At 53.0% G+C, this 26,879-nt stretch carries 25 protein-coding genes; 11 read left to right on the top strand and 14 right to left on the bottom strand.

The annotated features are described in order from the left end of the window. A partial coding sequence (locus tag PsW64_RS27445) for a hypothetical protein (RefSeq protein WP_206599574.1) occupies positions 1-469 on the top strand: 469 nt, incomplete at its 5' end. A 360-nt stretch (positions 470-829) separates the two neighbouring features. Here PsW64_RS27445 and PsW64_RS23345 read toward each other — a convergent pair. Next, the gene (locus PsW64_RS23345) at positions 830-1,627 is read right to left on the bottom strand and encodes a DUF3800 domain-containing protein (RefSeq protein WP_193757853.1); all 798 of its coding nucleotides are present in this window, start codon (positions 1,625-1,627) and stop codon (positions 830-832) included. Between the two features lie 682 nt (positions 1,628-2,309). Here PsW64_RS23345 and PsW64_RS23340 point away from each other — a divergent pair. From PsW64_RS23340 to PsW64_RS23320, 4 genes are all read left to right on the top strand, one after another. Further along, entirely contained in the window at positions 2,310-2,648 is a 339-nt protein-coding gene (locus tag PsW64_RS23340) for a hypothetical protein (RefSeq protein WP_063305169.1), read from the top strand. 409 nt (positions 2,649-3,057) lie between these two features. Beyond that, positions 3,058-3,948: an AraC family transcriptional regulator gene (locus PsW64_RS23330; protein ID WP_063305167.1), complete on the top strand. Its 891-nt coding sequence runs from the start codon at positions 3,058-3,060 to the stop codon at positions 3,946-3,948. Between the two features lie 109 nt (positions 3,949-4,057). Continuing rightward, a complete protein-coding gene (locus PsW64_RS23325) occupies positions 4,058-4,462 on the top strand; it encodes a hypothetical protein (protein WP_063305186.1) in 405 nt (134 codons plus the stop codon). A 182-nt stretch (positions 4,463-4,644) separates the two neighbouring features. Further along, positions 4,645-5,100: a hypothetical protein gene (locus tag PsW64_RS23320; protein WP_063295710.1), complete on the top strand. Its 456-nt coding sequence runs from the start codon at positions 4,645-4,647 to the stop codon at positions 5,098-5,100. A gap of 33 nt (positions 5,101-5,133) precedes the next feature. Here PsW64_RS23320 and PsW64_RS23315 read toward each other — a convergent pair whose 3' ends face one another. The 3 genes from PsW64_RS23315 to PsW64_RS23305 form a co-directional block, all read right to left on the bottom strand. Beyond that, positions 5,134-5,832 carry a pseudouridine synthase gene (locus PsW64_RS23315; RefSeq protein ID WP_063305166.1) on the bottom strand — a complete coding sequence of 233 codons (699 nt, stop codon included), beginning with the start codon at positions 5,830-5,832 and terminating at the stop codon, positions 5,134-5,136. Positions 5,833-5,963: 131 nt separating this feature from the next. Further along, on the bottom strand, positions 5,964-7,007 hold the full coding sequence (locus tag PsW64_RS23310; protein WP_063305165.1) for a class I SAM-dependent methyltransferase: 1,044 nt from the start codon (positions 7,005-7,007) through the stop codon (positions 5,964-5,966). A gap of 113 nt (positions 7,008-7,120) precedes the next feature. Continuing rightward, a complete protein-coding gene (locus PsW64_RS23305) occupies positions 7,121-8,722 on the bottom strand; it encodes a peptide chain release factor 3 (RefSeq protein WP_063305164.1) in 1,602 nt (533 codons plus the stop codon). A 303-nt stretch (positions 8,723-9,025) separates the two neighbouring features. Here PsW64_RS23305 and PsW64_RS23300 point away from each other — a divergent pair, with 303 nt between their 5' ends. Beyond that, positions 9,026-9,694 (top strand): DUF6058 family natural product biosynthesis protein, encoded by a 669-nt coding sequence (locus PsW64_RS23300; RefSeq protein WP_063305163.1) that lies wholly within the window; start codon positions 9,026-9,028, stop codon positions 9,692-9,694. On the opposite strand, the gene PsW64_RS23295 is transcribed toward PsW64_RS23300, so the two are convergent. The 10 genes from PsW64_RS23295 to PsW64_RS23250 all read right to left on the bottom strand — a co-directional run bounded on the left by PsW64_RS23295 (position 9,691) and on the right by PsW64_RS23250 (position 20,905). After that, the gene (locus PsW64_RS23295; protein WP_063305162.1) at positions 9,691-10,476 is read right to left on the bottom strand and encodes a trypsin-like serine peptidase; all 786 of its coding nucleotides are present in this window, start codon (positions 10,474-10,476) and stop codon (positions 9,691-9,693) included. The two genes, PsW64_RS23300 and PsW64_RS23295, sit on opposite strands and share 4 nt — an antisense overlap. 93 nt (positions 10,477-10,569) lie before the next feature. Then, positions 10,570-11,031, bottom strand: coding sequence for a nuclear transport factor 2 family protein (locus PsW64_RS23290; protein ID WP_082831203.1), 462 nt, complete (start codon positions 11,029-11,031; stop codon positions 10,570-10,572). A gap of 269 nt (positions 11,032-11,300) precedes the next feature. Beyond that, positions 11,301-12,296, bottom strand: coding sequence for a LacI family DNA-binding transcriptional regulator (locus tag PsW64_RS23285; protein ID WP_063305161.1), 996 nt, complete (start codon positions 12,294-12,296; stop codon positions 11,301-11,303). Positions 12,297-12,561: 265 nt separating this feature from the next. Then, a complete protein-coding gene (locus PsW64_RS23280) occupies positions 12,562-14,202 on the bottom strand; it encodes a signal transduction protein (RefSeq protein WP_063305160.1) in 1,641 nt (546 codons plus the stop codon). 29 nt (positions 14,203-14,231) lie between these two features. Further along, positions 14,232-15,821 carry an FGGY-family carbohydrate kinase gene (locus PsW64_RS23275; RefSeq protein ID WP_063305159.1) on the bottom strand — a complete coding sequence of 530 codons (1,590 nt, stop codon included), beginning with the start codon at positions 15,819-15,821 and terminating at the stop codon, positions 14,232-14,234. A gap of 286 nt (positions 15,822-16,107) precedes the next feature. After that, on the bottom strand, positions 16,108-16,557 hold the full coding sequence (locus tag PsW64_RS23270; RefSeq protein WP_057462804.1) for an ABZJ_00895 family protein: 450 nt from the start codon (positions 16,555-16,557) through the stop codon (positions 16,108-16,110). A gap of 12 nt (positions 16,558-16,569) precedes the next feature. Next, the gene (locus PsW64_RS23265) at positions 16,570-17,463 is read right to left on the bottom strand and encodes a GNAT family N-acetyltransferase (RefSeq protein ID WP_208980984.1); all 894 of its coding nucleotides are present in this window, start codon (positions 17,461-17,463) and stop codon (positions 16,570-16,572) included. Between the two features lie 136 nt (positions 17,464-17,599). Then, on the bottom strand, positions 17,600-18,376 hold the full coding sequence (locus tag PsW64_RS23260) for a ChbG/HpnK family deacetylase (RefSeq protein ID WP_063305157.1): 777 nt from the start codon (positions 18,374-18,376) through the stop codon (positions 17,600-17,602). Then, positions 18,360-19,343, bottom strand: coding sequence for a glycosyltransferase family 2 protein (locus PsW64_RS23255; protein ID WP_057462806.1), 984 nt, complete (start codon positions 19,341-19,343; stop codon positions 18,360-18,362). Before PsW64_RS23255 ends, PsW64_RS23260 begins: the two co-directional genes overlap by 17 nt. Before the next feature lie 2 nt (positions 19,344-19,345). Next, positions 19,346-20,905, bottom strand: coding sequence for a glycosyltransferase family 39 protein (locus tag PsW64_RS23250; RefSeq protein ID WP_063305156.1), 1,560 nt, complete (start codon positions 20,903-20,905; stop codon positions 19,346-19,348). 560 nt (positions 20,906-21,465) lie between these two features. Here PsW64_RS23250 and PsW64_RS23245 point away from each other — a divergent pair. From PsW64_RS23245 to PsW64_RS23225, 5 genes are all read left to right on the top strand, one after another. After that, positions 21,466-22,743 carry an MFS transporter gene (locus tag PsW64_RS23245; protein WP_063293301.1) on the top strand — a complete coding sequence of 426 codons (1,278 nt, stop codon included), beginning with the start codon at positions 21,466-21,468 and terminating at the stop codon, positions 22,741-22,743. 149 nt (positions 22,744-22,892) lie between these two features. Further along, the gene (locus PsW64_RS23240) at positions 22,893-23,816 is read left to right on the top strand and encodes an ABC transporter substrate-binding protein (protein WP_063305155.1); all 924 of its coding nucleotides are present in this window, start codon (positions 22,893-22,895) and stop codon (positions 23,814-23,816) included. A gap of 9 nt (positions 23,817-23,825) precedes the next feature. Continuing rightward, positions 23,826-24,815 (top strand): FecCD family ABC transporter permease, encoded by a 990-nt coding sequence (locus PsW64_RS23235; protein ID WP_082831202.1) that lies wholly within the window; start codon positions 23,826-23,828, stop codon positions 24,813-24,815. Further along, positions 24,815-25,867 (top strand): FecCD family ABC transporter permease, encoded by a 1,053-nt coding sequence (locus PsW64_RS23230; RefSeq protein WP_063305154.1) that lies wholly within the window; start codon positions 24,815-24,817, stop codon positions 25,865-25,867. Before PsW64_RS23235 ends, PsW64_RS23230 begins: the two co-directional genes overlap by 1 nt. After that, positions 25,864-26,628: an ABC transporter ATP-binding protein gene (locus PsW64_RS23225; RefSeq protein WP_063305153.1), complete on the top strand. Its 765-nt coding sequence runs from the start codon at positions 25,864-25,866 to the stop codon at positions 26,626-26,628. The genes PsW64_RS23230 and PsW64_RS23225 overlap by 4 nt, the downstream gene beginning before the upstream one ends. The last annotated feature ends 251 nt before the right edge of the window (positions 26,629-26,879 follow it).

The following is a 26,879-nucleotide window of genomic DNA, read 5'->3' as shown; positions in this document are numbered from 1 at the left end:
AATGTGTCAACCATCTCTCCGAACACCTGTCACCTATGTCTCCGGTATGTACACCCCGAGCCGGGATCTAGGGCGGCATGTGCTGAGGATGGTTTGGCAACTACACAAGGCCGCTTCCAATCTGATGCGTCATTTCAAGGCGAAGATACCGAGAGGCTTGACCTCGCCGCTCTGGGTCCCGCATCGCGCTGCGCTTGTACGGGATGACGGCATGAGGGAGCTGCCATCACTCCATCACCTCACCTCCCTACCGACGTCTTCCCGGCCCCCGAGCCGGGACCTAGGGCGGCATGTGCTGAGGCTGGTTTGGAAACAACACAAAGTCGCTTTCAATCTGATGCGTCATTTCAAGGCGAAGATACCGAGAGGCTCTACCTCACCCCTCTGGGTCCCGCATCGCGCTGCGCTTGTGCGGGATGACGGCATGGGGGAACTGCCATTGCCCCATCACCTCGCCACCACATCATGACGTTGCCAGCTATCTCCGCAGCAACCCCACCTCCCCACCGACGTCATCCCGGCCCTCGAGCCGGGACCTAGGGCGGCATGTGCTGAGGCTGGTTTGGAAACAACACAAAGCCGCTTCCAATCTGGCGGGTCATTTCAAGGAGAAGGTACCGAGAGACTTGACCTCGCCGCTCTGGGTCCCGCATCGCGCTGCGCTTGTGCGGGATGACGGCATGGGGGAACTGCCATTGCCCCATCACCTCGCCACCACTTCATGACGTTGCCAGCTATCTCCGCAGCAACGCCATCTCCCCACAGACGTCTTCCCGGCCTCCGAGCCGGGATCTAGGGCGGCATATGCTGAGACAGTTGAAAAATCGATCTATTTCTTACTATTGAGTGTTTGGTAAAACTCAGCGATATCAGGATCGAGGCCTAGGTCCGCAATTTTGTGAATTAGCTTGATGCCTTTATTCATTATCAAACCATCTTCATCTGCATAGAACCGATGCCTTAACTCATACAGGTATCGGCTCTCAGGGATTTTGAAATTCTGCCTCGATTTATTTACGGTCGAAAACAGTGCATGAGCCACTAAATCAGCAATCTGCAATAAACTCTCGTCTTCTTTAGCCACTGCACTTATCTGATCTGGATCGATAGCCTTCAAAAATTTAGCGTTTTCATGAAGTGGCTTTCTTTGACATGCTCGAACAAAGTTCTTTAGCTTTTCATATTCAAAGTTACCTTCTTCAAAGATAATCTGAACATTTTCACTCGAAATACCATGCTCTATGAGTGCTTCACCAACTCGTTCCAACAAGTACTTGCAGCATTTATTATAGAACATGTGAGCATTTGTTTCGATGCTCTCCGCATAACTCTTTAATGTAGGCTTGTATGATAGAACGCCGAAGCATTGGATAACTAGCTGAGAGATTTGTCGCGCAAGATAGACCTTCTTTGGGTGATTTAAGTCACGACAATGCAGGTCTTTGACTTTTAGCGCAGCCTTGATGCGCTCTAACTCTTCTCGGAATTTATCGATACGCGAGCAAGGAATCAGAGCTGCCCCTAATGACATGTATGGAGATGCTCCATGGCCTGCCCCGTCCGCTGAACGAAACCTTGCGATGCCGGCTTCTCCACTCTCATCAATGACAAGAAGATACTTCGTCACACTACGCTCCAAAGATACAATTAAATAAATATATTGATAAAAATTACCATCATAAAGTGTAATCGCAATAGGGCACTTTGGCATGCAAGGTATCGGATCGGAAATGCAATCAGCTTGACCAACTTACATGGATCCCAGCTCGGAGACCGGGAAGACACCGGTGGGGGGAGGCTTGTGCTAGTGCCTCTCTTCGCCGTCATGCCGGACGGAGCGGAGTGGAGATCCGGTATCCAGTACTGAGATGGTGAGTTGTGGTGGGGTGGCTCTGGGTCCCGCATTGAGTGCGGGATGACGGATGGTGGGGGTCGATATCTGATGACAGATAGCAATCTGTCTCCCCAATCTCCGGTTGAAATACTTCCTCCATTTCCACCAATCCACACCCCTTGTCCAAATTACCGATTTGACATGGGCGGTGTTTCATTCCACATTCATGTGTGAGGCTTCACAACCTCAATACAAGCGGCTACCGCTCCCGTAACTGGCGGATTTTTTGTGCCTTTTTTCTGAAGGGGCGCAAACCCTTTGCTATGAGCGGGAGGACGGTGAATACAACACTTCCTTCGGGAAGGAATAAACCTGCCTGCCTTGTATCAGGTTGTGAACCTCCCGCTCGCCAGTGGGTCATCACAAACTTGACTGCCGCGCGGTCCTTCAACTGCCAAATACAAGGGGCATTGAAATGACCAGTTCCGCATGTGCCTGTGGCACCACAAATACTTTCCAAAATGAAATAGACGAAGTGCTCGTCGCTGCATCTGATTTGCAGAACCTTGCTTATATGCAGCAGCTGTTGCTGAGCGAGAGGATGCAGGACAGCAGTGAACGGGATGCTTTGTTCACTTTGCATTATGCCTTCCGCGACCGCTTGGAAGCTCTTCAAAAAAGCTGCGGACAGATTATTGATGCGTATTCCTCTCCCATGCCCAAAAGCAGGTTTCGGGAATACGGCCTGGAGCAGGTCGACCAGCCGCAGCCCATAACCAAAACAGTGCTGTTTCCAGACAAAGCCGGTTCCTGATCATCTCAGGCAATCGGCTTTTTTGATGGCCGCATAGGTGCCCGTGGCGGGTGTTTTGCCGCGATGCGCCTGTGCAGACCGACTGTGCTTGAGCGTTTGGCGCCTCGTGTGCCAGCCGCTGTGGTGCCGGAGGCGGAACGCGCATACACCCCGCATTGCCGCCAAGGGTGCCCTGCTGGTCTGCGGAGCTGTCATCCCTTCGCAGGCCAGCGCCTTTTCAGGCTGTGGCATGTGGGATGCAAACATAGCAAGAATTGCAAAGAATGGCGCACGATGACCGCTTAAGCTTGGGCGGTGTTTCGTTTTAACAGAGCTGTGCCCTTGATGTTTTGCCCCTTCCCCTCCCTAAATTCCGGCTCCTCTTTTGCGCGGGATGTTGTAAGCTTCTGCCGAGTATGGGAGGCAGATAATGCGGCATGAAGCTTTGCAGAAGAACATCTATACGCAGCGGATTAACCGGGCGATGGATTATATTGAGCAGAACATCTGCGAGGATCTCTCCCTTGCCCAGATTGCCGATGCGGCGTGTTTTTCTCCCTATCACTTTCACCGTATCTTCAAGGCCATGACCGGAGAAACGGTCAATCAGTTCACCAGCCGGGTGCGGGTTGAAAAGGCCGCGCGGCGGCTGAAGCAGAATGCCAGCATCTCCATTACCGATGCGGCGCTGGATATGGGCTTTGCCTCACCCTCCACCTTTGCGCGCTCGTTTCAGGCACGGTTTGGCATGTCCGCCAGCCAGTGGCGGCGGGATGCGACTGCGTCCGTTGAGGCGTTTGCTGGTGAGACCATGGTGCTGGAACGGCCTGCAAGCGGGCTGGTTGCGGACAAGGTGGAGGTGTGCAAACTGGAGCCGCGCACGGTGGCTTATGTGCGCCGGACGGGCAACTTTCAGGAACGGCCCGAGATTTTTGGCGAGGCGTTTGGCGCGCTGATGGCGTGGGCCGGACCGCGCGGGCTGATGCATGGGGCGGAGATGATGTGCCTGTTCCACGATGATCCGCAGGTGACCGATGTGGAGCAGATGCGTTTCAGCTCCTGCCTGACCCTGCGCGGGCCAGCGGATGTTGAGGGCGAAGTGGGCAAGATGGTGGTTGGCGGCGGGCGCTATGCCTGCGGGCACTTTGTGATCACCCATGATCAGTCACAGGCGGCGTGGGAATATATGTATGGCACGTGGTTGCCTTTGAGTGGGTACGAGCCGGAGAACATCCCCTGCTTCCAGCTGTATCCTTCCATGACCGGTGAGACGGGGCCACAGCCCGCGGTGATCTGCATTCCGGTACGGCCTCTTTCTTAAGCCCCTGTGATTGGTAAGCGGGTTGCCGTCAAACTGCGCCTGCGGTTTATCGCGGAGTTAAGGGGCGCCGCCTTAGGGTTTGGCGGTGTTGGCTGTTTGCGAGCGGTTCATGGTCTTCGGCTGGATATTCAGGCGCTTGTTTTTCTATCGCCTCCTGACCGTGTTCAGGATGTGGGGCGTCTACCTGTCTTTGCTGCTGTGCGCACGCAAGGGGCTTTATTGGGGGCTGCTTGCGGGTGTTTTGATGAGCGCGCTGACGATCTTCTATGCCATCGGGATTTACTGGGTAACAAACTGGGTCATTGTGCAGTCCGGCGGATATGTGCTGGCTGAGGTGGCCTGCTGGTCACTGTGGGTTCCGCTGGTGTGGATGGCGGCGCTGGACACCCAGCTTTACATGGTCTGCCTGCGCGCACCCAACCAAAAACTGCTCGGCAACCTGCTCTCCACATGGGCGTATGAGGAAAAGATCCAGGCGCATCTGGACATGGTGCGGGAGAAGGCTGGGCGGTGAAACGACCTCGCTTTAGTCGAGGATTTCGGCACAACTCAAGATTGTTTATTGGTGCTGCTGCTGATAATCATTATGCGTAAATGCACCCTTTGGGGGCAGTTGGATTGACACCCGTCACAGATACAAAAGGATGCTGAAGGGCAGTGTTAGTGGGCTGCAATGATCAGCTTTGATATTGGTACATGGAAGCAAAGCAAGAAATGAATAAGTGGGAAACAAGGTTACAATATGCGAGTATCATAGGTATCATTTTCATACCACCTTGCGCCTACGTGGTTGCCCAATACCTTTTAGTCATCTCACCTGATCCAATGCCGTTTATTGAACAATATGCTTTTATATTTTTTGCCTTGTGGTTTTTCTTTATGACCGTAGCTATTCCAATAGTTTCCGCAAAGTGTAACTTTCGCAAAATTTATGACTTTAACAATAAATCAATAATAACAGCCGCTATTGCTTCTATTATTGGATTTCTATTTCCATTTTATTATGGCGGTTACTACCCACTCAATAAACATATATTGGATGATCCCACCATATTTAATTATATAGTTATTTACGTGGTTCACGCAGTTACTGGAGGGAGCATTTCATTGGCTGTTTTTAGTCTTTTTAGCTTTCAACAGAACCATGAGTAACTAATGTAATTTGATACTTACACAGATCTGCGTTTAACCAAAGATCTTGTCGATGTCGTCTTGTGAGAGCAGTTTCCAGCTCCCCTCTTCCACGCCGTCAAGGGTGAGATTGCCGAGTTGGGCGCGGTGGAGTTTGTTTACGTGGTTGCCGGTGGCGGCGAACATGCGGCGGACCTGGTGGTAGCGGCCTTCGTGGAGTGTGAGGCGGGCTGTTGTCTCGCTCAGGACTTCCAGTTCTGCTGGTTTGAGCGGCTTGGTCTCGTTCTCCAGCATCATTTCACCGGATGCAAACTGATCCGCTTCCCCGCCTGTCATCGGGCGGTCGAGTTCAACCTCATAGATCTTTGCGGCATCTGCCTTGGGTGAGATGATCTGGTGCAAGAGTTTGCCGTCATCAGTGAACAGCAACAGGCCTGTGGTGTCCTTGTCCAGTCTGCCCACAAAGGACAGAGCTGGTTTGCGGACGCGGTAGCGGTCTGGTAGCAAATCAAACACCAGACGTCCGCGATCCTTCATGGAACAGGTATAACCCAGCGGTTTGTTGAGCAGGATGACGGAGCCCTCTGGCGGGTCCAGCGGCTCGTCATCAAACAGGATATCTTCATGAGACAGCTTGCTATCGGCTTTAATTGGGTTGCCATCCTTATCAGTGACCCAACCATTGCGGATGGCGGCCTGCATCTCTTTGCGGCTGCCATATCCCAGATTTGCCAATAGCTTTACAAGTCTCATTTTTCGAACCTTCGGTTCTGTTGCCGCGTACGCTTATCCGAAAACCGGTACCCACTTTTCGGGCGTACATGTTTAACGCGTACGCTTATTCGAAAACCGGCACCCACTTTTCGGGCGTACGCGCGCTTTACTTACTTATTCGCCTTGATGGCGCGGATAACTTTGTAGCCGTTCTGGTCTGCCATGATCTCGTAGGAGGCGAACACCTTATCCAGCGTTGCTTCATATGGCAGGTGTCGGTTGGCGACCAGCCAGAGATGACCGGATGGACGCAAGCCACGGGCGGCGGACTTGATAAATTCCTGCCCGATATCCGCTCTGTCCTGCTTGCCACCTGCATGGAATGGCGGGTTGGTGAAGATGAAGTCGTAGGTGCGTGCCAGCTTTTTGGTGGCATCCTGCCAGATGAAGTCCAGCGCGACCTCTCCGGTCTTACCCTTCAGGTTCTGCTCAGCCAAGTCCAGCGCGCGCTTTTCAGCCTCATAAAGATCAATAGCTTTGACCTTTTCGCGTTTGGCAACTTCACGGGTCAGGTAGCCAAAACCACAGCCCAGATCAGCGCCGCGGCCCGCCAGTTTTTCTGGCAGTGTTGCGACAAGAAGCTGAGAGGCTTTGTCCAGATGGTCCCATGCGAACACGCCTGGACGGCTGACAAACTCGCCCTCCATGATTTCGCGCGGTGCATCCAGCTTAGACCATTCTTCCACCAGCTCGTGGTTCACGTTTTCTGATGTAATTTCTGCCCAGAACACACGGCATTTGTTCTTGGAGACTTTGCCGGTATTGCCTGCCAGTTTGGTGAGATCGCTTTCAGCAGTCTTGGCGCCTTCTGTGTTGGAGGCGCTGACGACAACAAGGCCGCCCTCTACTGCGGACTTTACAGCCTTTGCCATGAGGGCGCGGGCTTCATCACGCTGGCGCGGTGGCAGCAGCATGACGAGCGGGTACTGGCCGTCAACTTCCGGTGCAACTGTGAAGCCAGCGCGTTCCAGATTGTCTCTGTCTGGTGCGAAGGTCTGCTGGCAGATCAGGCGGTCTTTGGCGATGCCATTCATGGCAAAGCCCATGCGGGCACGCAGGAAGAGTGCCTTTTGATCGGCGGCACCTTCTTCGAAGAAATTGAGCAGACCGTCTTCAAATGGCAGCAGCAATGTATCGAGAGCTGGATCTTTCATCTTATTCTTATCCTTGCTGCCCTGGAGCCTGTCGCGTTCACTCAAGTCACGCGCCGAGCCCAAGGCTTTGTTTCTAGGCGTATTCTAGTCCAAACCGCTTTTCGGAGATAAGCTTAAGACGTATGCACGATTTCGCGGGTTTCGCGGAAGCCGATATCAGAGTTCTTTTCACCGATATAGCTTACTTCCCAAGCGTTTTTGAAGAGGTAAACAGGCTTGTCGTCCCGGTCCAGTGCCACATGGGCGCGGTTGGTCTCAAGGAACTTATCAAGCTTGAGCTTGTCTTCACACTCGATCCAGCGCGCTGTGTTGTACATGGCGGTCTCGAAGCCGATTTCTGTCTGGTATTCCGCTTTGAGGCGATCCACCACAACGTCCAGCTGAAGCACACCCACAACACCGACAATCCAGTTGGTGCCAATGGCTGGTTTGAAGATCTGTACCAGACCTTCTTCTGCCAGATCTTCCAAGCCACGGCGCATCTGTTTAACGCGCATGGTGTCTGTCAGGCGTACACGGCGCAGAATTTCAGGCGCGAAGGCTGGCAGGCCGGTGACGTGGATTTCTTCGCCTTCTGACAGGGTATCTCCCACACGCAGCTGGCCATGGTTTGGCACGCCGATCACGTCGCCCGGATAGGCTTTTTCTGCGATCTCACGCTCTTCTGCAAAGAAGAAGATTGGGGCGGACACGGTGATTGGCTTGCCAGCACGCACATGTTTAAGCTTCATGCCGCGTTTGAATGTACCGGAGCACAGGCGTACGAACGCGATGCGGTCACGGTGTTTGGGGTCCATATTGGCCTGAACCTTAAACACGAAGCCTGTTACCTTTTTCTCTTCCGGCTTGATGGTGCGGCCACCCGTTGCTGGCTGAGAATGTGGAGGCGGTGCATACGCGGCGATGAAATCGAGGATCTGGTCGATACCGTAATCGCGCAGAGCAGAACCGAAGAAGACTGGGGTCAGATGCCCTTCCAGGAAGCTTTCGTGATCGAACTCAGGGTAACCTGCGCCGCCCAGTTCCACGTTTTCTTCCAGTTCTTCGCGGATGTTGTCGAACAGTTCACCAACCAACTCAGGGTCTTCCAGACCTTTAACATCTTTGATGGTATCCAGAGCACCACCACGGCCCTCAGTGGAGGTGAAGAAGCGGTTGCCGATATGATCGTAAACACCAAAGAAGTCAGAGCCCATACCAACAGGCCAGCTCATTGGCGTTACATCAAGGGCCAGTGCCTCTTGAATCTCGTCAATGACTTCCATTGGGTGACGACCTTCACGGTCGATTTTGTTGACGAAAGTGATGATTGGAATATCGCGCAGGCGGCAAACTTCAAACAGTTTGCGGGTCTGGGTTTCAATACCCTTTGCAGCGTCAATCACCATGATGGCTGCGTCAACAGCGGTTAGTGTACGATAGGTGTCTTCAGAAAAGTCTTCGTGGCCCGGTGTATCGAGCAGGTTGAAGAGGATGCCATCGCGCTCAAACGTCATCACGGAGGATGATACGGAGATACCGCGTTCCTGTTCAATCTTCATCCAGTCAGAGCGGGCGCGGCGGCGCTCACCACGCGCACGCACCTGTCCCGCAGCACGGATCGCACCACCGCCCAGAAGCAGCTTCTCGGTCAGTGTGGTTTTACCGGCATCCGGGTGAGAGATGATCGCGAATGTGCGGCGTGCCTTATAGGCTTCCGTGCCTGCTGTGCTCATAGAGCCTCCTTTTGCAGGCAAACTCCTGCGTATTCAAATAGTGCAGATTTGAGGGTATCCATCTGGCGCAAAGTTCTAAGATGTTCTTTCCGGCTTATGGCCGTCCGCAGCAAGGAACACCTGACACGCGCAAAATCTGCTGAAACTTTTGTCGGATTGGGTCTTACAGAATGTAATGAAGCAATGCCAGCCCTTCGCTGAACTTTTTCGGGAATACGCTTTAGTTCGACCAGCATGGAAGCATCCTTCTAATATTTCAGGTTATTCATCGTCACAGTTCGTTTTTTGCTGCGAGGTATGATTATGCTGCTCAACTATCTTTATTCAGAGTTTTATGAGGAACAGGTATTTCTGGATCTGCTTGGCCTTTCCTCCGCAGACTGGCAGAGCCTGCTGGAGCGGCGGGTGATGCCAGCGGCCTCTTATCTGTTCACCAACAGCTCGCTGTGTGTTTCATTCCTCGGTCAGCATCAGGAACGGGAGCTTTATCGTTTCCACCTGAAGAGCCATCGGCGCTGGTTTGAGGATTTACAGTGTTTTGGCCTGACACAGGAACAGGCCGCCAAAGCATTCTTCCTCTCCCGTTTTCGTAATGCCAAGGAGACTTTTCTTTCCGGAGAGCTGGGAACTCGCTTGCATGCGTCCTACCCTGAGGTGCTGAGTGCGTTTGACGGGGATCTGGAGGAGCGCACATGGGGGCACTTTCTCAACGGCACCTATGGCATCTGCACCCGTGATGGCCAACCGGATACAATCTTCCAGAAACAGGCTGGTGTGCGGTACGTTGAGACCATGACGGAGACTGAACCTCACCACTTCTCAGGCGAGAAGCTTGAGTTGCTAAGGCAAACGGTGGATTTTCTCGACGGTGTGGAATCCGAGTTCGCTCCACACGAGGTAAGTCAGTCGTCGAGACAACGCTGTATCATTGATGTGCGGGAGCAGTATCTGGCGGAGCGGGTTGCTGCTTAGCTTCCCTCGCAGGTGGATTTCTCAAGCAGGTGGGACCAGACATTCTTTGGCACTGCGATGGAGAATTTGTTTTGGGCGGAGGCGACCATGATGGCGGTGAGTTTGAGTTCTCCGCCTTCGTCCACCATCACCGGACCGCCGGAGCCGCCGTAGTTGGTGTCGCAGCTCGTGAGCCAGAGGTTGCCTCGGTCTTTCAGCAGTTTGCAGTTTTTATCGGCAGCTAGCAAAAACGGACGATCCCGCGCATATCCGGCGCTGGTGAGGTCGAGGTTTTGGGTGACTTCCGGCGATTTACTGATCACCGACATCGGCGGCACGTCCAGCGGTTTTGAGAGTATGACTACGCCAACATCGGTTGCGGCATGCTTCAACGTCGGGCGGGTGGTGAAGGTGTAGTCACCCAGCAAGTAGGTGCAGGCAGCTGTGGTGTGTGCGATGAACTTATCCCGGCGCACCCCGGCCACGAAGTTGATTTTGGAGGGAACGTGCGCTTTGCCGGTGCGGACGTTGTAAAGGCAATGAGCTGCTGTGATGACCATTCGATCCGAGATCAGCGTACCGGAGCACATGGAGCGGGAACGGAACCCGGCGACATTCACCCGGCCAATGGCGTTCCAAGGTTTATCCCAGCTGTCGATGATTTCGCGATTGTCCTCTCCAATGATGCCGGGAAAGAACTTTTCGGACTTACTGGATTTGTCCTGAGCCTGTGCTGTGGCTGCGCCCAGCGCGATGAGGAGAGCAGCCCCTAAGGTGCATTTGGAAAGCAAGTTCAGCAGCATAAGCAGGTCCTATCACGCCAGTTACGGCAGTATCGCACCTGCTGTTATATGCGGCCTGCGGGCATTCGCCCAGACTAAAAATGCTATTGCTGGTTACTCGGCTTTTTCATTGGCACGGGCCTGCGCGATCACCGGCAGATCCATATTGCCATCCTGGAACTTGAAGTTGAACTGGATGCTGCTGATTTTCCAAGCCCCGCCCTCATGCACCAATGCGATGTGGTAGGTGCCATAGACCACCCATATGTCGCCGCCTTCTGCTCCATCAATAAAGTGGGTGGCAGTGGCATGGACTTTGACTGTGGCTTTTTGCTCTTTGGATTCAACAAGTGCATTGCCGATCTGGTGATGGGTCTGATCAAAACCGGGCAGCAGCTCTTTCCATGCGGTTGTGATCGCTTCCGGCGTCAGGTCAACGGGTTCCCCTGCCCCGAAGGAGGAATAGTCCAGATGAACAAGGCCAGTCATCGCAGCTTCGACAGACGCCCAATTTCGGTCATCGACATCAATAAAGAAACGACTTATGCGATTTTGGATTGGCCCAATAGTATCCATCTACATGCTCCCAGCTGGTCAGGGCATCCGGCAATGCTCTAACTATTTGTTTTCGCGCGTATCCATCTGTCGAAATCCGGTGTGCATTTCAGGGATAAGCCCGAGTTCGTCTCCAAAGAGTACCATAGCCGCAGACAGACTAGCGCATTTGCCTGCACTACATACCTAAGGAATATAACGGTTACGCAGCGGAATGAGCACCTTCTTCCGGTTCTATGGTTTTCAGAGGTATAATTCTCTGCCGTATTTCCGCCACAAATAGTGACAGATTACTGATCTTTGGGCCGGTGGATCAGGCGGGTCGCAATGGTTTTGCTGTGTGGCTGCTCGCTGCTCATGGTCTGGGTCATGGCCTGCAATGCGGCTTCGGCCCATTCAGGTTCCTGCTGCTTGATTGACCAGATCTCATTAGGCAGGAAGGACAGCATCTTGTCGTCATCAAAGGTGGCAAGGCGTAGCTGGGCCGGGATGTGCCCGAGCCTCTCGCGCAGGACTGCTAAAGCTCCCTCCAGAACCGGCAAAGAGGATGCCATCAGGTTTTGTGGGGCAGTGCCGAGCTTGTCCCAAAGGGTCTGCATCATCTGCTCGCCATCCTGCGTGCGGTTGCGGGCCGACTGGAGTGTCCAGTCATCGCCTGCGTTTTCTGGCATAACATCCAGATATCCACGTGCACGCTCGATGATGGTGGGTTGATTGCTGCCGCCGATCAGGAAGTAGACCGGTTCATTCCCCGCGGCCTTTGCAATGGCTGCAGTCAGATCTTTTGCACCCTCGAAGTTGCTTGAGGTGATAACGGGGGCATCGGTGTTGCCGTAATCACGATCCAGAAACACCATAGGTTTGGTGATGGTGTTGCCCAGATGCTGCTGGCTGCCGGAGGTGGACGAGACCACAAACAGGCCATCCACATTGCGCTGAACAAGACCGTTTGCCAGCTCCTTCTCCGTCTCCTCATCTGAGTTGGAGCAACTGATGATGAGCTGATAGCCGGTTTCGCGGCACCGGTGTTCCAGCTCTTCAGAGAGTTTGGCGAAGAATGGGTTGGCAAGGCGCGGGATGATCAGGCCAAAGGTGTTGGTGCGTTTGAGCTTGAGGCTGCGGGCGGTCAGGTCGAACTTAACGCCATGTTCTTCCACATATTCACGAATGCGGGCCTGGGTGGCTTTGCTGATGCGGTACTTTTCTGCCTTGCCGCCCAGCACCAGTCGCACTGTGGTGATGGAGACGCCGAGCGCCTTTGCAATTTCATCCGGCTTTTTGGCCATTGCGTCGTTTCTCGCCCTGATTTCTTCAGAGCCCCTCCTCGCTTGCTTGCGGTCGCAGAGTACGCTCTAACCCATTGCTCCGGCGTATATCCTTTTGCGAAGTGCATTCAGCATGCCTCACAAATACGCTTGAATGTCGAGTGGTAGTCAGCCTTCCTCAAATTGCCAAGTAGAATATGGCAGGTGCGGGCTGGTGTCCGTGGATATCCCGCGGCATTTGCGTGAGTTTGAGCACCACGCGATGCTCAAACTCATTTTCAAAGGCTCAGAGCATGTCCTTCGCAGAGCCTGCGATTTTGACATTAATGCCCTGTGTGAGTGCCTGAGCCACGAATGCCTGAAGCACATCGCGCAGCTTGTCTTCCGGCACATAAGCCACCGTGATGTGGTTGGACTGGTGCCCTGCCATCAGATCGTCACGTCCAACACCATCCAGCGTGCAATTCATTAATGGCCACTCATAGGTGGTGGCTTTGCGGCGACGCTCGAACTCGTCTTCCGGCAATTCAACCGCATGGCCTGTGCCGACGTGCATAATGACCTGTGTGCCCTCATAATGCGCCCGCGCCCAGAAGAATGCTCCTGCCTTACACTGGCCTGCAATACTGGAACCGCCTTTGGGGAAGTACATGGCTGGCTGGCGATAGCCTGTTGCGCCTGCAACGCCGCCTTTGAGATGTTCAAAGGGAACGGAGCCGGAGATTTCGAAGTCCCAATAGAAGGTGCCTTCATACTCACTGCCCCAGCGCACATCATGCAGGGTGGTTTCCGCTGGCAGGCCCATGGCATCCAGCAGGCGCCACATCATGGTTTGCGGAATGGCGGTGCCCATGTCCACTTCGTTGATGCATGGGATTGGTTTGCCTTCCCAGATGATGGACCCGTCTTCGTCCGGGATCGGGAAGCGCACTGTTGAACCGATTGCCCCCTCGGCGAAGTCTGAGGCTGCGCAGCTGTCTTTCAGGCCTTGCTGATACTGCACACCAACGGCAGAGAGGCCGAAGCTCGTGGTGAAGCGGGCCATGGCGATCATCATAGCGCATTGTTCCAGCACCTGCTCGCGGGTCAGCTCAGTTGCATCATCGCTGCCGAACTGGAAGGTCATGCCCCGGTCCTCGTAGAACTTTAGGCATTCCTCACGCAGAGACTGAGGCACTTTCTCCATTTCGACCAGAAGGGCGGACTGGGAGAGGCTTTCCAGCGGCATGCCGATATCTGTGAGAGCTTTGACCGGGAAGTAGCCGTTCATCATGCCCATGCAGAAGGTATCGAACAGACCAAGGATGGCTTTGTTCTTGAGGATGTACTCGCCAACCTGTTGCCCTGCCTGACCAGCTGAGGTTTGCAAAACCGCATGGTTGGCGGAGACATCTTGCAGGTAGGAGGTGTCATGATTGAGTTTGCCGTCCTTTAGCCATGAGGCGAGGCTTGAGTTGAAGAACTCGTCCTCAAACGACTGGGACCACAGACGGGAATAGTCTACGCCAAGGCTCGTCAAAGACCCTGCCATACAGAGCATGCCGACGAGACCCGGCCATGTGCCATCAAAGTTGGCAAGCAGCAGGATTGGCCCTTTGTGCTTGGCAAGCGATGGAGCGATGTGGTGTGAGTACTGCCATGCAGTGAGCAACACGATGAGCGGGGCTTCCGGATCAATCCGCGCAAACAGCTCCGAGCCTTCTTTTTGCGAAGAAATAAAACCGTGACCGCGCGCTGCATCATACTCATGGGCACGCTTCATCTTGAAGCCTTGTGCGGTCAGCGCATTTTCCAACCGCTGCGCATAATCCTCAAAGGTTGGCCAACAAGCGACGTTGGCACTTTCACGAAGGTCGGCATTGGTGACAACAAGGATTTCCTTGTCCGCTACACAGATAGGCGCAGGGGCCTGTGGCAGGTTGAGCACGTGGTGTCCTCCTGAACTTGTTTTGATAATTAAATGGCTTTTTCCATGAGCGCCTTGTGGTGCTGATGGTTGTCGTAAAGATTGAGGTAGACCTGATATTTGGCAGTGTGGAACTCTGCGGTGCTGCGCACCGGCTTGATGAGACCACCAACACGCACCAGCTTTGCGCTGGCTGATGGAATGTCTTTGAAGTCTCCGCAGGCAACAGCACCCAGAATGGCAGCGCCCAGCGTGACGGCATCGTCTTCTTCCGCCAGCTGAATTTCACGTCCCGTGATGTTGGCATATTCTCTGAGCCAGAGCGGATTTTTAGTGGCTCCGCCGCACATGAACAGCTTGGTTATGCTGTGTCCGGCCTTCGTCATTTCCTCGATGATATGGCGCGTGCCATAAGCGATGGATTGCAGTGTTGCCAGATAAAGGCGGGCCAGTGCATCCCGGCCTGTTTCCAGCGTCAGGCCGGAGACAACGCCCTTTGCATGCGGATTGGCACGCGGCGAGCGGTTGCCATGATGGTCAGAGAGGACATGAAGGCAGCGGGTCGGGTTTGCTTCCCGCGCCTCCAGATCCAGCACCCAGTTGTTGAGGAGTGCGATCTCGTGCATGCCTTGTTTGGCAGCTTCGGCTTTGAGCTCGTCATAGGCGTCAGATTGCCGGATGGTCCATTCCACCAGAGAGCCAGCTGCGCTCTGCCCGCCCTCGCCCAGCCAATACCCCGGCAGCATGGCACCCCAGTACGGCCCCCAGACGCCCGGCACCATGACTGGTTTCTCGTTGACGATCATGTGGCAGTTTGAAGTGCCGCTGATGATGGCAAGACCGCCGTCCGGTTCAGCCCCAATAAGCGCCAGACCGCCTGCATGCGCATCAATGATGCCAGCAGCAACCGGTGTTCCTGCATTGAGGCCGAGATCCTTTGCAGCTTGCTCTGACAGACCGCCTGCGGCTTGCCCCAGATCCAGTACCTTTTCCGGTACTTTTTCCGGCAGATCATGCAGGCCAACGGCTTGCAGCATATCCTCCGCAAAGCGGCCTTCATGTGCCAGATAGTTCCATTTGCAGGTCAACGTACAGGTGCTGGCGGCATCCGCCCCCGTTGCTCTCCAGACCAGATAGTCGGCCAGATCAAAGAAGCGGACTGTGTTGGTGTAACGATCTGGATAATGAGTTTTGAGCCAGAGGATTTTCGGCAGTTCCATTTCAATGGAGACTTCACCGCCCACATATTTGAGTGCCTCATCACCTGTGGCGTTGATCAGCGCCGTTTCCTCGGCAGCCCGATGGTCCATCCACATGATGATATCCTGATCAGTGTCACCATTTTCAGCGACTGAGACAGGTTTGCCCCCCTGCGCGACAGCCACAAGCGAACAGGTGGCGTCCACGCCCAACGAGCGGATCTCGTCTGCGGACACGTTTGCCTTGGCCATCGCTTCTTTCATAGCCGCGCAAATCTGCTGCCAGATGTCTGCGGAGGACTGTTCTACGAAATTGGTACGCCCATGGAACTGCTTGATGGGCCAGACTGCGAAGGCCAGCCGCTCTCCATTTTCATTGAACAGTCCTACACGTGCACTTGCAGAACCGACATCAATGCCAGCGTAACATGTCTGTTTCATACGCGGCCTCCCCTTTCGACTCGCGATTGTTCTTCTCTCCTGCTAACTACACCTGCTAACTCGTGTTAGCAAGTGCAAAGCAAATGACATTTATGCAAAAATTCTCATAATGCAGCGTCTCTTAGCGTCAGGATCACCAAGCAGCTTCAGGCTTTTCCCAGGCCTGTTCGCCCTCCAACGACCGCGGGTTCTTTTTCGGAAACACGCAGTGGATGCAGACAGCAAAGCAGGCCGGAGGATGGTTCCGCCAGCCACTGATTTTCAGGATTTGTGTGGTTCAGGAGAGTTACTTCGGCTCTTTCGAGCGGTTTTGTGCATCACACAGCAGTCGGGCGAAGAACCCGTAGCCGATGCCAAACGCAAGTGCGCGGACCACCAGATCAATGATGAAGAAGAGCCCCATCTCATCTCCCGCAAAGGACGGGACCGGGCTGAGCGCACCAGCATAATCACTGCCGGACAGCAGATAGCTGCGCACCATCATGGAAATGGGAATGCTGACGGAGAGAGAGCCGACAAACAGGCCCCAGTACACAGAACCGGTTGGTGCCTTATGTTCGCGGCGCACAAAGATCAGGCTAACCAAAACCACAGGCAAACCGAGCTCAATGAACAGATTGCCCGCTTCTTTGATGCCATAGTGATAGACCAGTACGGTCACAGCCACCTGCACCATCGTATAGATCACGATGAACGAGCTGAGATAGAACCAGAGAGAGCGGCGCAGTTGTGTCATGAGAATTGCCAGTTAGGGGGTGGTCAGCATGCTCTCTTGACCATGAGCTGTGTTTGTTTGCAATGCTCTATGCATCTCATATTGCTGCAGTGTTTTTGTTGCCCCCAGTTTTGACAGGGCCTGCATGATGGTCTCATCCCTTTCATCCACATTAATGAACGTGAGCGCGTCTTTGTTCACACTGTCAAACGCAGCTTTGAGCAACGCAGAGGCATGGCCCTGACGGCGATATTCCGAAGCCACAACGATTTGCATGACTGCGCCCGTTTTCCGGGTAAACGCGATGTAGGCCGCAAGCTGACCATCCTGCTCAATCTTGTAGGTGGCAACACCCTCAGCCAATGCCCGGATTGCGAACGCAGTGTTCTGCCAACTGGGTGCACATTCCCACAGTTCAGCAGCTTTCGTTTCGATCTCAGCCCAGTCAGCAGATACTGGTGTGCGCTCAAAGCCTCGTTCAGCAAATGCTGCTTTGTGCAGGCTGAAGCACTGAAAGTTGCGCTGCGTTTGGAAGCCGAGCTTTTCGTAGGCCTTTACGGCTGCCGTGTTGCTGGTGATCACCTCCAGCTGGACATGATGATAGCCTTGGCGAGCTGCGTGTTCTTCCACTTTGGCAAAGAGCTTGCTCGCAATCCCCTTGCCTCGAGCCTGTGGCACAGTTCCGGTTGAGACTGCGTAGATGGTGCCAGGATAAGCGCCTTGCTTGCCAATGAACCAGAAGCCAACCAACTGCTCATTGTCGGTGGCCACCCAGGACAACTCCGCGTCAAAGCCTCGAGCCATAATCATCCGCTCAAAATCGGCGAGCGGCATATCCATCTGGATGACATAATCGGAGAACGCCAGAACCATAACCTGATGCAGCTGACTTAACGAAAACTCTGAAGCCCGACGAAATAAAACCACACCCAACCCTCTCACCACACTGAATCACCCAAAGTGATGCCAACACCACCTGAATACCCTGAACAGGGGCTAATGCTCAATGCGTTGGTGTGAGGATTTGGGTCGCAAGCTGTACCTCGCCCCTTCGTAGCAATTGTTATCGCGTTGCTTCAGACAGGATGCGCATTTCGCGTTCTCGTGATTGAGCAATTGGATCTGGAGTATTTGAGATAGAATGCGCGACCCCTGGGTGGCACATGCAAACACTATCCTGAGACGCAGTCTGCTGCCATGTTTCCAGCAAGCCGCTAAAATCACTTTTCATCGAAAAATCGTAGATGCCTGCAAAATCCCTGTTATAGCGAATGTCATAACGATCAGCTTGTTTCTTAAACAACCAGCTTAGGTAGTTCAGGAACAATGACTTAAAACGATGAGGCCGCTTCAGAACACCCTTTAACGGCCCCCCGCACTGACGCACCCAACCTTTAAACCCAGCAGCATGCAATGCCTTGACGCATGCATTTCGGATTTGGGGGAACAGATGTACATGCTCATGACCATCTACAAAATCGGGAAGACGGCCGAAATCGCGTTGAAAATTCTCAATCTGCGATGCAATCTCTTTCTCGATTTGACAGGTATTCAACTTGCGTAAGTGCGATTTGAGCAAGAGCTGCGGCATTGTTGGGAACGCAGCCCATTCTAAAGCTGAGGATGATGGCTTAAGCCAGTCCCCTGTCAACGTGATATGAAGCCCGATCTGGATATCGGGCCTCTGCTCACTCAGCGCCTTTAAGGCTGTCACGTCCTGTGGCCATGCATCTGTGACCACCATGCACGAGGTGCCTTGAATCTTGTCGTTCTCCAGCAACCACAGAATGCTTTTGCTGATTTCCGAAGTGTAGGCGTAATCATCAGCCACCAAGCGCATTTGCCACCTCGGTTGTTTTGGCGCTTCGGCTATGTTCTTCTGCGACGATGTAAATCGGACGCTGCTTAATTTCACGCAGCATATGTCCAACGTACTCACCAACAACCCCCAGTAAGATCAGCTGAAGTCCGCCTAAGAAGACCGTTGCGGTGAAAAGGGATGAGTAACCAGGTACGTCATTGCCGAGAAGAAGCGAAGATAACACGATCCAGAAACCGTAAAGAGACGATGGAATAGCAATCGCTACACCCAGGAACATCGTCGCCCGCAAAGGCACCGTTGAGAACGAGATAACACCTTCGGACGACAAACTAAGAAGTTTCAAGAAGTTCCACTTGGTGGTGCCTGAGATACGCGCTTCTGGCTCATACTCAATCGCACTCTGCTTGAAGCCAATCCAAGTAGAAAGGCCTTTAAAGAAACGAATGCGTTCCTGACAAGCTTTCAACGCTTCCAAAGCACGAGGAGATAGCAGCTTGTAGTCAGCAGCATTTGCAGGAATCTCGAACCTGCTCCCTGCATTTATCAAGCGATAAAAGATCCCAACCAGCTTCTGTTTGATCGGATGATCTTGCCGTTTATTGTGAACCGCATAGACAACATCATTGCCTTCCTCTTTCCAGCGGCGAACAAACTCAGGCAACATTTCAGGTGGATGTTGACCATCACTATCAAGAAAAACAATCGCACCTTTTTGACAGCGTTCTATTGCCGCCACCAGCGCAGCTTCCTTGCCGAAGTTGCGGCTAAAGCAAACGGTTTTCACACTGAACCGGCCACTTGGAAGCTGGTTCATGATCATGGGACTGCCGTCAGAGCTGCCGTCGTCTACGTAAAGAATTTCGATATTTAACGCGAACTGATCAATGAGCTGCTCGGCAACTTTTCCAAGACGTTGGTGAAAGACTTCCAAAGACTCAGATTCGTTAAATACCGGCACTGCAAGTGTGAGGGTGTTTTCACTCATGGTCACTCTCCCTCACATGTCACAGCATTTGAACCTAATGCAGGTTTCAAAACGGCGATCCAAACTTCAGGGTGTTTTTTGTAGACACGACCATCAGGCATTGGCCAACGGACTTTTTGCGGGTCAGTGACACACATACCAGCAACCTTGGTCTTAGGTTCTTTGTAGTCGACGTAGACCGCGCCTTTGGTTTGTAGATCTTTCTCGTCAATCCACGGGGAATACTTAAGACTTGCCTTTTCAAAGAGTGATGCCCGTTGAGACGCATACCAAGCCACAGTTCCTCCTGGCCAACGACTACCAATGGTGTACTCAAAAGGCTCAGCCTCGTGGTTGTACCAATACTTTTCCACGATCTGAGTTAATGCCGGACCATCATGCTGCATGCGAGCAGGCTTGCTTTTCACCATTGGAGAAAACACGAATATGCCGACATAAATCAGTACCAGCAGACCGTACAGGATAGTCCACGAAGCTATGAAGCGCTGTTTGAAAGAACCTAGACCGACATCCAATGAATTGGCTGCAGCACCAATAAGGCCCGCAAACACAACACCAAGTGGGATTGACCATGCAGTCTTGATGTCGGCACCAAGTCCCAGAGAGATTGCAGCAATTACAATGACGGGGCCTATAACAGCAAACAAGAACGGATCTGACCATACGTCGTTGATGAGATCACCAACCCGAGCAAACGACGCTAACTTCATCCGTTGCCACCCTGCAGCAATTGCAAGCGCAAGTAACATTGGAGCAACTGAATAAATGAACTCAATTAGATACTTGATCGGCATCGCAAAATGCAGATACCACGCTGTGCCTTCGCTACCAGAACGGTTCATCGCATATTTAATTGGGAGAAAGTCAGTATCCACTAGCCAGAGTACGTGGGGTGTAACTGCTATCAGAAACATAGCTACAGCGAGGTAAGGCCCTGGCCGTAAGAGTAGATCTCGACGTCTAAGCAAGACCCATAATGTTGCGCTGATTAGAAACACACCAGCAATGTACTTACCGTACATACCGCCAGCACTCACCACCCCAAACATGCCCCACCAGAAAAGGCTATCTTTTTCTTCGGCCTTCAAAAAAGTGAATACCATCCAGCTCCAAAATGGCAGGAAGCCCATATTCACGTTGTATTCGATAGAAGTTAGTGTCGTGAAGTGCGTCAGGAAAACAGCAAGAACAGTATATCCGCAGGCTTTTGCTCCATATCGCTCATGTACGATGAAAAGGACCGGAATAATCGCCAGGATGGTGCAGAGTTGAGAGCTAGCGAAAACAATCCAATCTGAACGCCCAAAGAGCCTTACAACAACGTCAATCATCCAAGCTGACATTGGCGGGTGCTTAAAGTACCCCAGTTGCCATTCTCTGCCCCAATACAAAGACTCGATTGCATCCAAAGGCAGGTTGCTAGCAAATATCGCTGATATCGCTGTGTAGAGCACCAGATGCGCAGTTAGTACTGCCAAAACGAGCCAAACTGATCCGATGTTAACCCGAGCAAAAATACTTTTGTCCGAAGCGAACTCTGACTTGATGTAATCCGTGTCCATAACCACCAAAAAGGTTCAGCCCCGTAGCAGCAGCCCGAGGCATCCCTAAATTCTCTTAAAAATAGCAATTTCAGTGGGTACAACTAACAAATATATTTTCGAATCTCCATGTTCAATTCGGTATCTGGTTGGATTATCAGGCAAGTCGCAGTACCCTGTGTTCTTTCGGTATCAGCCTATGTGAATAAATTAAATTAATTCATTGAAATAGGTTAGTTGCGCCGCATTCACTGAGCATAAATAACTATTTAAAATACCCACTATTTCTATACATCTCCCTACTGATACGAGATCTTTAACTAAGACGTTATTCAAGCCAACAAAATCAGAACACTTCCATTTTCCTTCCTTGCTTCAGAGTTTTAGAAGGTAGTCGCTTCCTTCCAGCTTTCCATTACTAGTTTCCGTGATTGTTCTCGCTGTTTCGTGAAAAGGTGTTCTCAAGCAGGGGGGTAGGTATAAAGCTGTCGCGTTTTTGGGGGAGTTGTGCTCTTATCCTTCCTGGTGTTTTTCGGGGTAAGTATTTTCGGGGATACTTGCCCAGCTTCCGGGTCGTTGTCATGCGTCAGTTTCTGCTTCCTATCGCCTCTTTGCTTTTGGGCTCTGCCTTCCTGTTTTTTGCCGGTGGTGTTACCGGTATGCATTTGCCGCTTAGAGGTACGTTTGAGGGCTTCTCCTCTCTTTCTCTCGGTCTGTTGGGCACGGGCTGGGCGATTGGGTATGTGACTGGCTGTTTAAGCGTGCCGAAGATTGTACAGCGGGCGGGGCATATTCGGGCCTTTGGTGTGATGGCGTCTTTGGCGTGCTTGTCAGTTCTGGCTTCCTCCTTGATGGTTGATCCCATTGCATGGATTGCCTTTCGCTCCGTGGCAGGGTTTGCCTTTGCCGGGGCGGCCATGATCGTGGAAAGCTGGTTGACGGAGCGCTCTGACCCAAGCAACCGCGGGGTTGTTTTTGGCACCTACACCATGGTGAACCTTGCTGCGACCACGGGTGGGCAGGTGGTTCTTTCCATGGGTCCGATTGATGGGTTCGAGTTCTTTGTCATTGCCTCCATGTTTTATGTGGTGGCGCTTATCCCGACAGCTGTCACGCGCACCCCTGCTCCGGCTCCCCTTGCACAGGTCAAACTGGATATAAGGCGGCTGTGGCGTAACTCTCCTGTTGCCGTGGTTGCTGTTGTTCTGACTGGCGTTTCCAACGGCAGTTTTGGAACGTTGGCGGCGGTATATGGCGGGAAAGTTGGCCTGCCGATTGCCAGCATCACGTTGTTTGTGAGTTCCTCCATTTTGGCTGGCGCCTTTGCGCAGGTCCCAATCGGCATGATCTCAGACCGCACGGACCGCCGCTATGTTGTGATTGCAATTGCGGTGGTTGCCTTGGCAGCGGACTCCATCTTCCTGTTTGCGGATACCAGCAGTGCCAACATCGCCATTGCCTCAGCGGTGATTTTTGGCGCTGCGATTTACACGTTCTACCCGGTACTGGTTGCCCACGCGAATGACCATGCAGATGCGGGGGATGCGATGCAGACCAGCGGTGGTTTGTTGCTGATGCTTGGCGTGGGGTCCATGATTGGGCCATTTCTGGGTGGCGTATTGATGAGCGTTTTCGGGTCCATCGGCCTGTTCATGTCCACGTTTGCAGCCCATGCGCTTATTCTTGCCTTTACCTTATGGCGCCTCACACAGCGTTCTGCTGTCGCTGAGAGCGAGAAGAGTGTGTTTGTGCCTTCTGCGCCAACGCGCACGGCCACACCGCAAACGATTATTCTTGCTGATGAAGAAGTTGCCAAGGAGATGGAAGTGGACGAGCTGTCAGAACAACCTTCGTCTTAAGTGGTTATGCGCAGGCATTTGCAGGATGTTTGCGTTATCGAATAAATATGAGGTAAAAACTCCTATTTAAACTTGACTATAATTATCAGGTATACAATAGCTCACCCTACAACCTTTGCTATTGCCCGTCCTTATGAGAAGTCAAGCCGATGAAAACCAATCTTTTCGCAGCCGCCTTCGCTGGTGCCCTTTCAACTCTTGTTGCCTTTGGAGCGTCCGCGCGTGATGTAAAACACGAGCTGGGAACCACCACTGTTCCTGATCAACCTCAGCGTATTGTTGTGTTGGAATATAGCTTTGTTGATGCGCTGGCTGCCGTTGGCGTTGCTCCTGTGGGTGTGGCAGATGATAAGAAGCGTGAGCGCATCATCAGCGCCTATACGGATAAGATTGGGCAGGACTGGGTTTCTGTTGGCACCCGTAAGACACCAAGCCTTGAAGTGATTGCATCCTTAGGTCCAGACCTGATCATTGCCGACAAGACCCGGCATACAGCCGCTTATGACACGCTTTCTGAAATTGCACCGACGGTTGTCTTTGACAGTCTGGGTGGTGACTACCCTTCTGCAGTTGCGCAGCTGGAAGCGATTGGCGCTGCCGTTGGCAAGGCAGATGAGATGAAAGCCCGCGTTGAAGCGCATAAAGCCAAAATGGCTGAGATTGGCGCGCAGTTTGAAAAGGCTGGCGACTACAAGATCCAGTTTGGTGTGACCAACGCAAAGGGTCTGTGGTTGCATTCCCCAGTTTCCTACAATGGCTCTTTGTTGAAAGGCTTTGGCTTTGCCAGCGGCATGAAGCCAACCAAGGGTGCGGTTTATGAATCTAACTACGTGAAGACCTCTCTGGAGCAGCTTTCTGCTGTGAACCCGGACATTCTCATTCTGGGCCGCTACGCAAACCCAGCCTTTGCGGATGGCTGGAAAGGCGAAGCGCTTTACGAGAACATCAGCGCTGTGAAAAACAACCGCGTGTTTTACGTGGAAGCGCATGTGTGGTCTCGTCTGCGCGGCATGGTGGCAGCAGAAATGACCGCCAATGACCTGCAAAACATTATGAAGCAAGTTCAGAACTAAGCCACGCACATGCCACTCACTGCCATGTACTGGAGCCTTATGGGGATGGCGCTGCTCGGTGGAGCGGCGTTATCCCTTGCCACAGGTGGCCGACAAGATATCGGGTTTCTCCAAATCCTGAATTCGGTCTTTGCTCAACTTGATGAGCAGAGCCTTTCCATTGTGCGCGATATCCGTGCTCCGCGCACTCTCATTGCCGCATTGATTGGCGCGAACCTCGGCCTTGCCGGGCTTTTGCTGCAAGCCACAACGCGCAATCCACTTTCCTCTCCGTCTATCCTTGGCATCAATCAGGGCGCAGCTCTGGGCATCGCCATCGGGCTGGTGTTCCCCTCGCTCGTTCTCTTCAACATCGACACCATGGCGGTGCTGGGTGCTGCCTTTGCCGGTGGTCTAACTCTAACGCTTGCAGGTGGCCTCAAGGGCGCGTTAAGTGCGCTGCGCCTGATCCTTTCCGGTGTGGCAGTCAGCGCTTTTGCGTTTGCATTGGTGCGGTTCACTTTTACGCTGGATGACGAGCTGGCCCTCTCCGTGATCCAGTGGACCACAGGCGACATTGCAGATGTGCGCTGGAAGCAGGCAACGCCGCTGCTTGTCTGGTGTCTGGCAGGTGGCCTCCTGACGTTCTTCATGTCGCATAAGCTTAACTTGATGGCGCTTGGTGAAGCAGCCTCAAAAGGGCTTGGCTCTGATCCGCGGTTTACGTTGCTTTTCGGTATTTTACTCGCGGCAATCCTGACCGGCGTTTCCGTTTCTGTTGCCGGACCAGTGATGTTTGTTGGCCTCATCATTCCGCATGTGTGCCGCGCTGCCTTTAGCACAGACCATCGTGTACTGGTGCCCGCGGTTATGCTGTGTGGTGCCACCTTGATGCTTGTTGCTGATGGCGCTTCCAAGCTGATCAACTTCCCGGAGGAAACTGCGGTGGGTGTGGTTTCAGCCCTGATTGGCGCGCCCTACTTTTTGTACCTGACCATCACGGCCAAGGAGATTGACTGATGAGCATGCTCTCTGAGGCCTCCGGCGCACAGTGGCGTACAGATTTTAAAAGCCACCGGAGCACCAAAGCCTTTCGCGTCCAAATGCTGCTGTTGTTTGCCTGCGCCTTTGTCAGCATGCTCAGTCTGGGTGTGGGCGCGGTCAACATCCCGCTGGATGTGATTTTGAACAGCCTGCTTGATCTGGATGGCCAAAAGCAGACCTATATTATCTGGAAGTCACGGCTCCCCCGCGTGTTGATTGCCTTGCTGGCTGGGGCAAGCCTTGCTGTTTCCGGTGTTATTGTACAGGCTATCATTCGCAACCCGCTGGCCAGCCCCAAGATCATGGGCATCAACTCAGGAGCTGCACTGGCTGCTTTGGGCACAGTGATGTTCCTGCCCAATGTGCCTGTCACTTATCTTCCTTTTGCTGCGGCCCTAGGCGGAATTGTTGCTGCGGTGGTTGTGCTGTTTGCAGCCCATCTGCGCCAAGTCTCTCCTGCTCGTCTGGCTCTGGTTGGCATTGCCGTTGGCATGGTGTGCGATGCAGGTGTTGATTATCTGCTGGTGACAGCCGCAACACTCGAAATCTCCAACCCGCTTGTCTGGCTCACCGGCTCTCTATGGGCTCGTACGTGGGTGCATGTGCAATCGATATGGATGCCACTTGTGGGCCTTTTGGGTCTGACTGTGGTGCTCTCCTATCAACTGGACCTGCAACAACTGGGAGATCAGACCGCCCGCGGGCTAGGCCAAAGCACAAATAAGATGCGCCTTTTGTTGTTGGGCGTTGCAACCCTGCTTGCCAGTATCTCGGTTGGCGTGGTTGGTGTGATTGGCTTTATCGGCTTGATGTCACCGCATATCAGCCGCTCTCTTGTGGGGGGACGACATCGCCTTTTGCTGCCAACTGCTGCTCTGGTGGGGGCACTTCTGGTTGTTCTGGCAGACGCGGTTGGACGGGCTATTGCGCCGCCGCTTGAGGTCTCCGCAGGTATTTTGAGTGCAATGCTGGGCGCTCCCTACTTCATCTGGATCATGAGCCGCTCACAAAAAGGACAAAGCACATGAGCATCGTTCTTTCAAACGTCACCTCCGGTTACGAAGAATTCATGCTCAAGAGCATCAATCTCACCATTCAAAAAGGCAGCTATGCCGCTTTGATCGGCCCGAACGGCTGCGGTAAGTCAACACTGCTGAAAACCATCGGCCAGATCAACAAGTTAAAGAGCGGCAGCATCACCGTTGATGGTGAAGCAATCCATCGCCTGCCTGCCAAAACGGTTGCACGGCAGATTGCATTTTTGCCGCAAAGCCCTGTGGTTCCAACTGGCATCAATGTTGAGCAACTTGTCGGGTATGGCCGTGCGCCTCATCAATCACTCCTGGGTATTCGCAGCCGGCGGGATGTTGAGATTCTTGAGGAGGCCTTGCACACCTCAGGGCTCTACACGTTCAAGGACCGGGCGTTAAAAGACCTTTCCGGCGGTCAGCGCCAACGTGCCTTCATCGCTATGTGTCTGGCTCAGGATACGCCCTACATTATGCTGGACGAGCCAACCAGCTATCTGGATATCCGCTATCAGTATGAGACACTGGATCTCCTCCAACAGCTCAACAGCCAGGGCCGCACCGTAGTTGTCGTTCTCCACGACATCGCCCAGGCCTCCCGCTACGCAGACCACCTCGTCGTCATGCGCGATGGAGCGATCTTTGCCGAGGGATCACCACACGATGTGGTCAGCCCCTCCCTGGTGAGCTCAGTCTACGAAATTGACACAAGCGTTTACGCAGATCCCGTGTCTCAGACTCCGGTGGTAACGCCTGTTTAAGATAGAGACCAGGACGCGTTCTGGTGAGAGCTACGCATTAAGTGTTAGGGACAAAACTTGTTTGAACAGACCTAATGTTATTCGGATTTTGATGCCTGTAACGATGACTTTCCAGAAAATCCTCAGTGTGAATATTTATCTCATGGACAATGGCTGAGACATCGAACCACTTCTATTGGAGACAATCCCTCTTTAATTTGGCGGAGAGTGCCAAGACTTAGAGCTACTAAAACTCACTTTAAGTCGCAGAG

It is taken from the genome of Pseudovibrio sp. W64 (assembly GCF_001623145.1).
GTDB lineage: Bacteria > Pseudomonadota > Alphaproteobacteria > Rhizobiales > Stappiaceae > Pseudovibrio.
The sequence above is the reverse complement of the archived record's forward strand: the minus strand, read 5'-3'. Positions and strand labels throughout refer to the sequence as shown.

Coding starts and splice junctions, on each gene's coding strand:
- PsW64_RS23340 (WP_063305169.1), top strand. CDS start 2,310: ATGACCAGTTCCGCATGTGCCTGTGGCACCACAAATACTTTCCAAAAT.
- PsW64_RS23330 (WP_063305167.1), top strand. CDS start 3,058: ATGCGGCATGAAGCTTTGCAGAAGAACATCTATACGCAGCGGATTAAC.
- PsW64_RS23325 (WP_063305186.1), top strand. CDS start 4,058: ATGGTCTTCGGCTGGATATTCAGGCGCTTGTTTTTCTATCGCCTCCTG.
- PsW64_RS23320 (WP_063295710.1), top strand. CDS start 4,645: ATGGAAGCAAAGCAAGAAATGAATAAGTGGGAAACAAGGTTACAATAT.
- PsW64_RS23315 (WP_063305166.1), bottom strand. CDS start 5,832: ATGAGACTTGTAAAGCTATTGGCAAATCTGGGATATGGCAGCCGCAAA.
- PsW64_RS23310 (WP_063305165.1), bottom strand. CDS start 7,007: ATGAAAGATCCAGCTCTCGATACATTGCTGCTGCCATTTGAAGACGGT.
- PsW64_RS23305 (WP_063305164.1), bottom strand. CDS start 8,722: ATGAGCACAGCAGGCACGGAAGCCTATAAGGCACGCCGCACATTCGCG.
- PsW64_RS23300 (WP_063305163.1), top strand. CDS start 9,026: ATGCTGCTCAACTATCTTTATTCAGAGTTTTATGAGGAACAGGTATTT.
- PsW64_RS23295 (WP_063305162.1), bottom strand. CDS start 10,476: ATGCTGCTGAACTTGCTTTCCAAATGCACCTTAGGGGCTGCTCTCCTC.
- PsW64_RS23290 (WP_082831203.1), bottom strand. CDS start 11,031: ATGGATACTATTGGGCCAATCCAAAATCGCATAAGTCGTTTCTTTATT.
- PsW64_RS23285 (WP_063305161.1), bottom strand. CDS start 12,296: ATGGCCAAAAAGCCGGATGAAATTGCAAAGGCGCTCGGCGTCTCCATC.
- PsW64_RS23275 (WP_063305159.1), bottom strand. CDS start 15,821: ATGAAACAGACATGTTACGCTGGCATTGATGTCGGTTCTGCAAGTGCA.
- PsW64_RS23270 (WP_057462804.1), bottom strand. CDS start 16,557: ATGACACAACTGCGCCGCTCTCTCTGGTTCTATCTCAGCTCGTTCATC.
- PsW64_RS23260 (WP_063305157.1), bottom strand. CDS start 18,376: ATGCGCTTGGTGGCTGATGATTACGCCTACACTTCGGAAATCAGCAAA.
- PsW64_RS23255 (WP_057462806.1), bottom strand. CDS start 19,343: ATGAGTGAAAACACCCTCACACTTGCAGTGCCGGTATTTAACGAATCT.
- PsW64_RS23250 (WP_063305156.1), bottom strand. CDS start 20,905: ATGGACACGGATTACATCAAGTCAGAGTTCGCTTCGGACAAAAGTATT.
- PsW64_RS23245 (WP_063293301.1), top strand. CDS start 21,466: ATGCGTCAGTTTCTGCTTCCTATCGCCTCTTTGCTTTTGGGCTCTGCC.
- PsW64_RS23240 (WP_063305155.1), top strand. CDS start 22,893: ATGAAAACCAATCTTTTCGCAGCCGCCTTCGCTGGTGCCCTTTCAACT.
- PsW64_RS23235 (WP_082831202.1), top strand. CDS start 23,826: ATGCCACTCACTGCCATGTACTGGAGCCTTATGGGGATGGCGCTGCTC.
- PsW64_RS23230 (WP_063305154.1), top strand. CDS start 24,815: ATGAGCATGCTCTCTGAGGCCTCCGGCGCACAGTGGCGTACAGATTTT.
- PsW64_RS23225 (WP_063305153.1), top strand. CDS start 25,864: ATGAGCATCGTTCTTTCAAACGTCACCTCCGGTTACGAAGAATTCATG.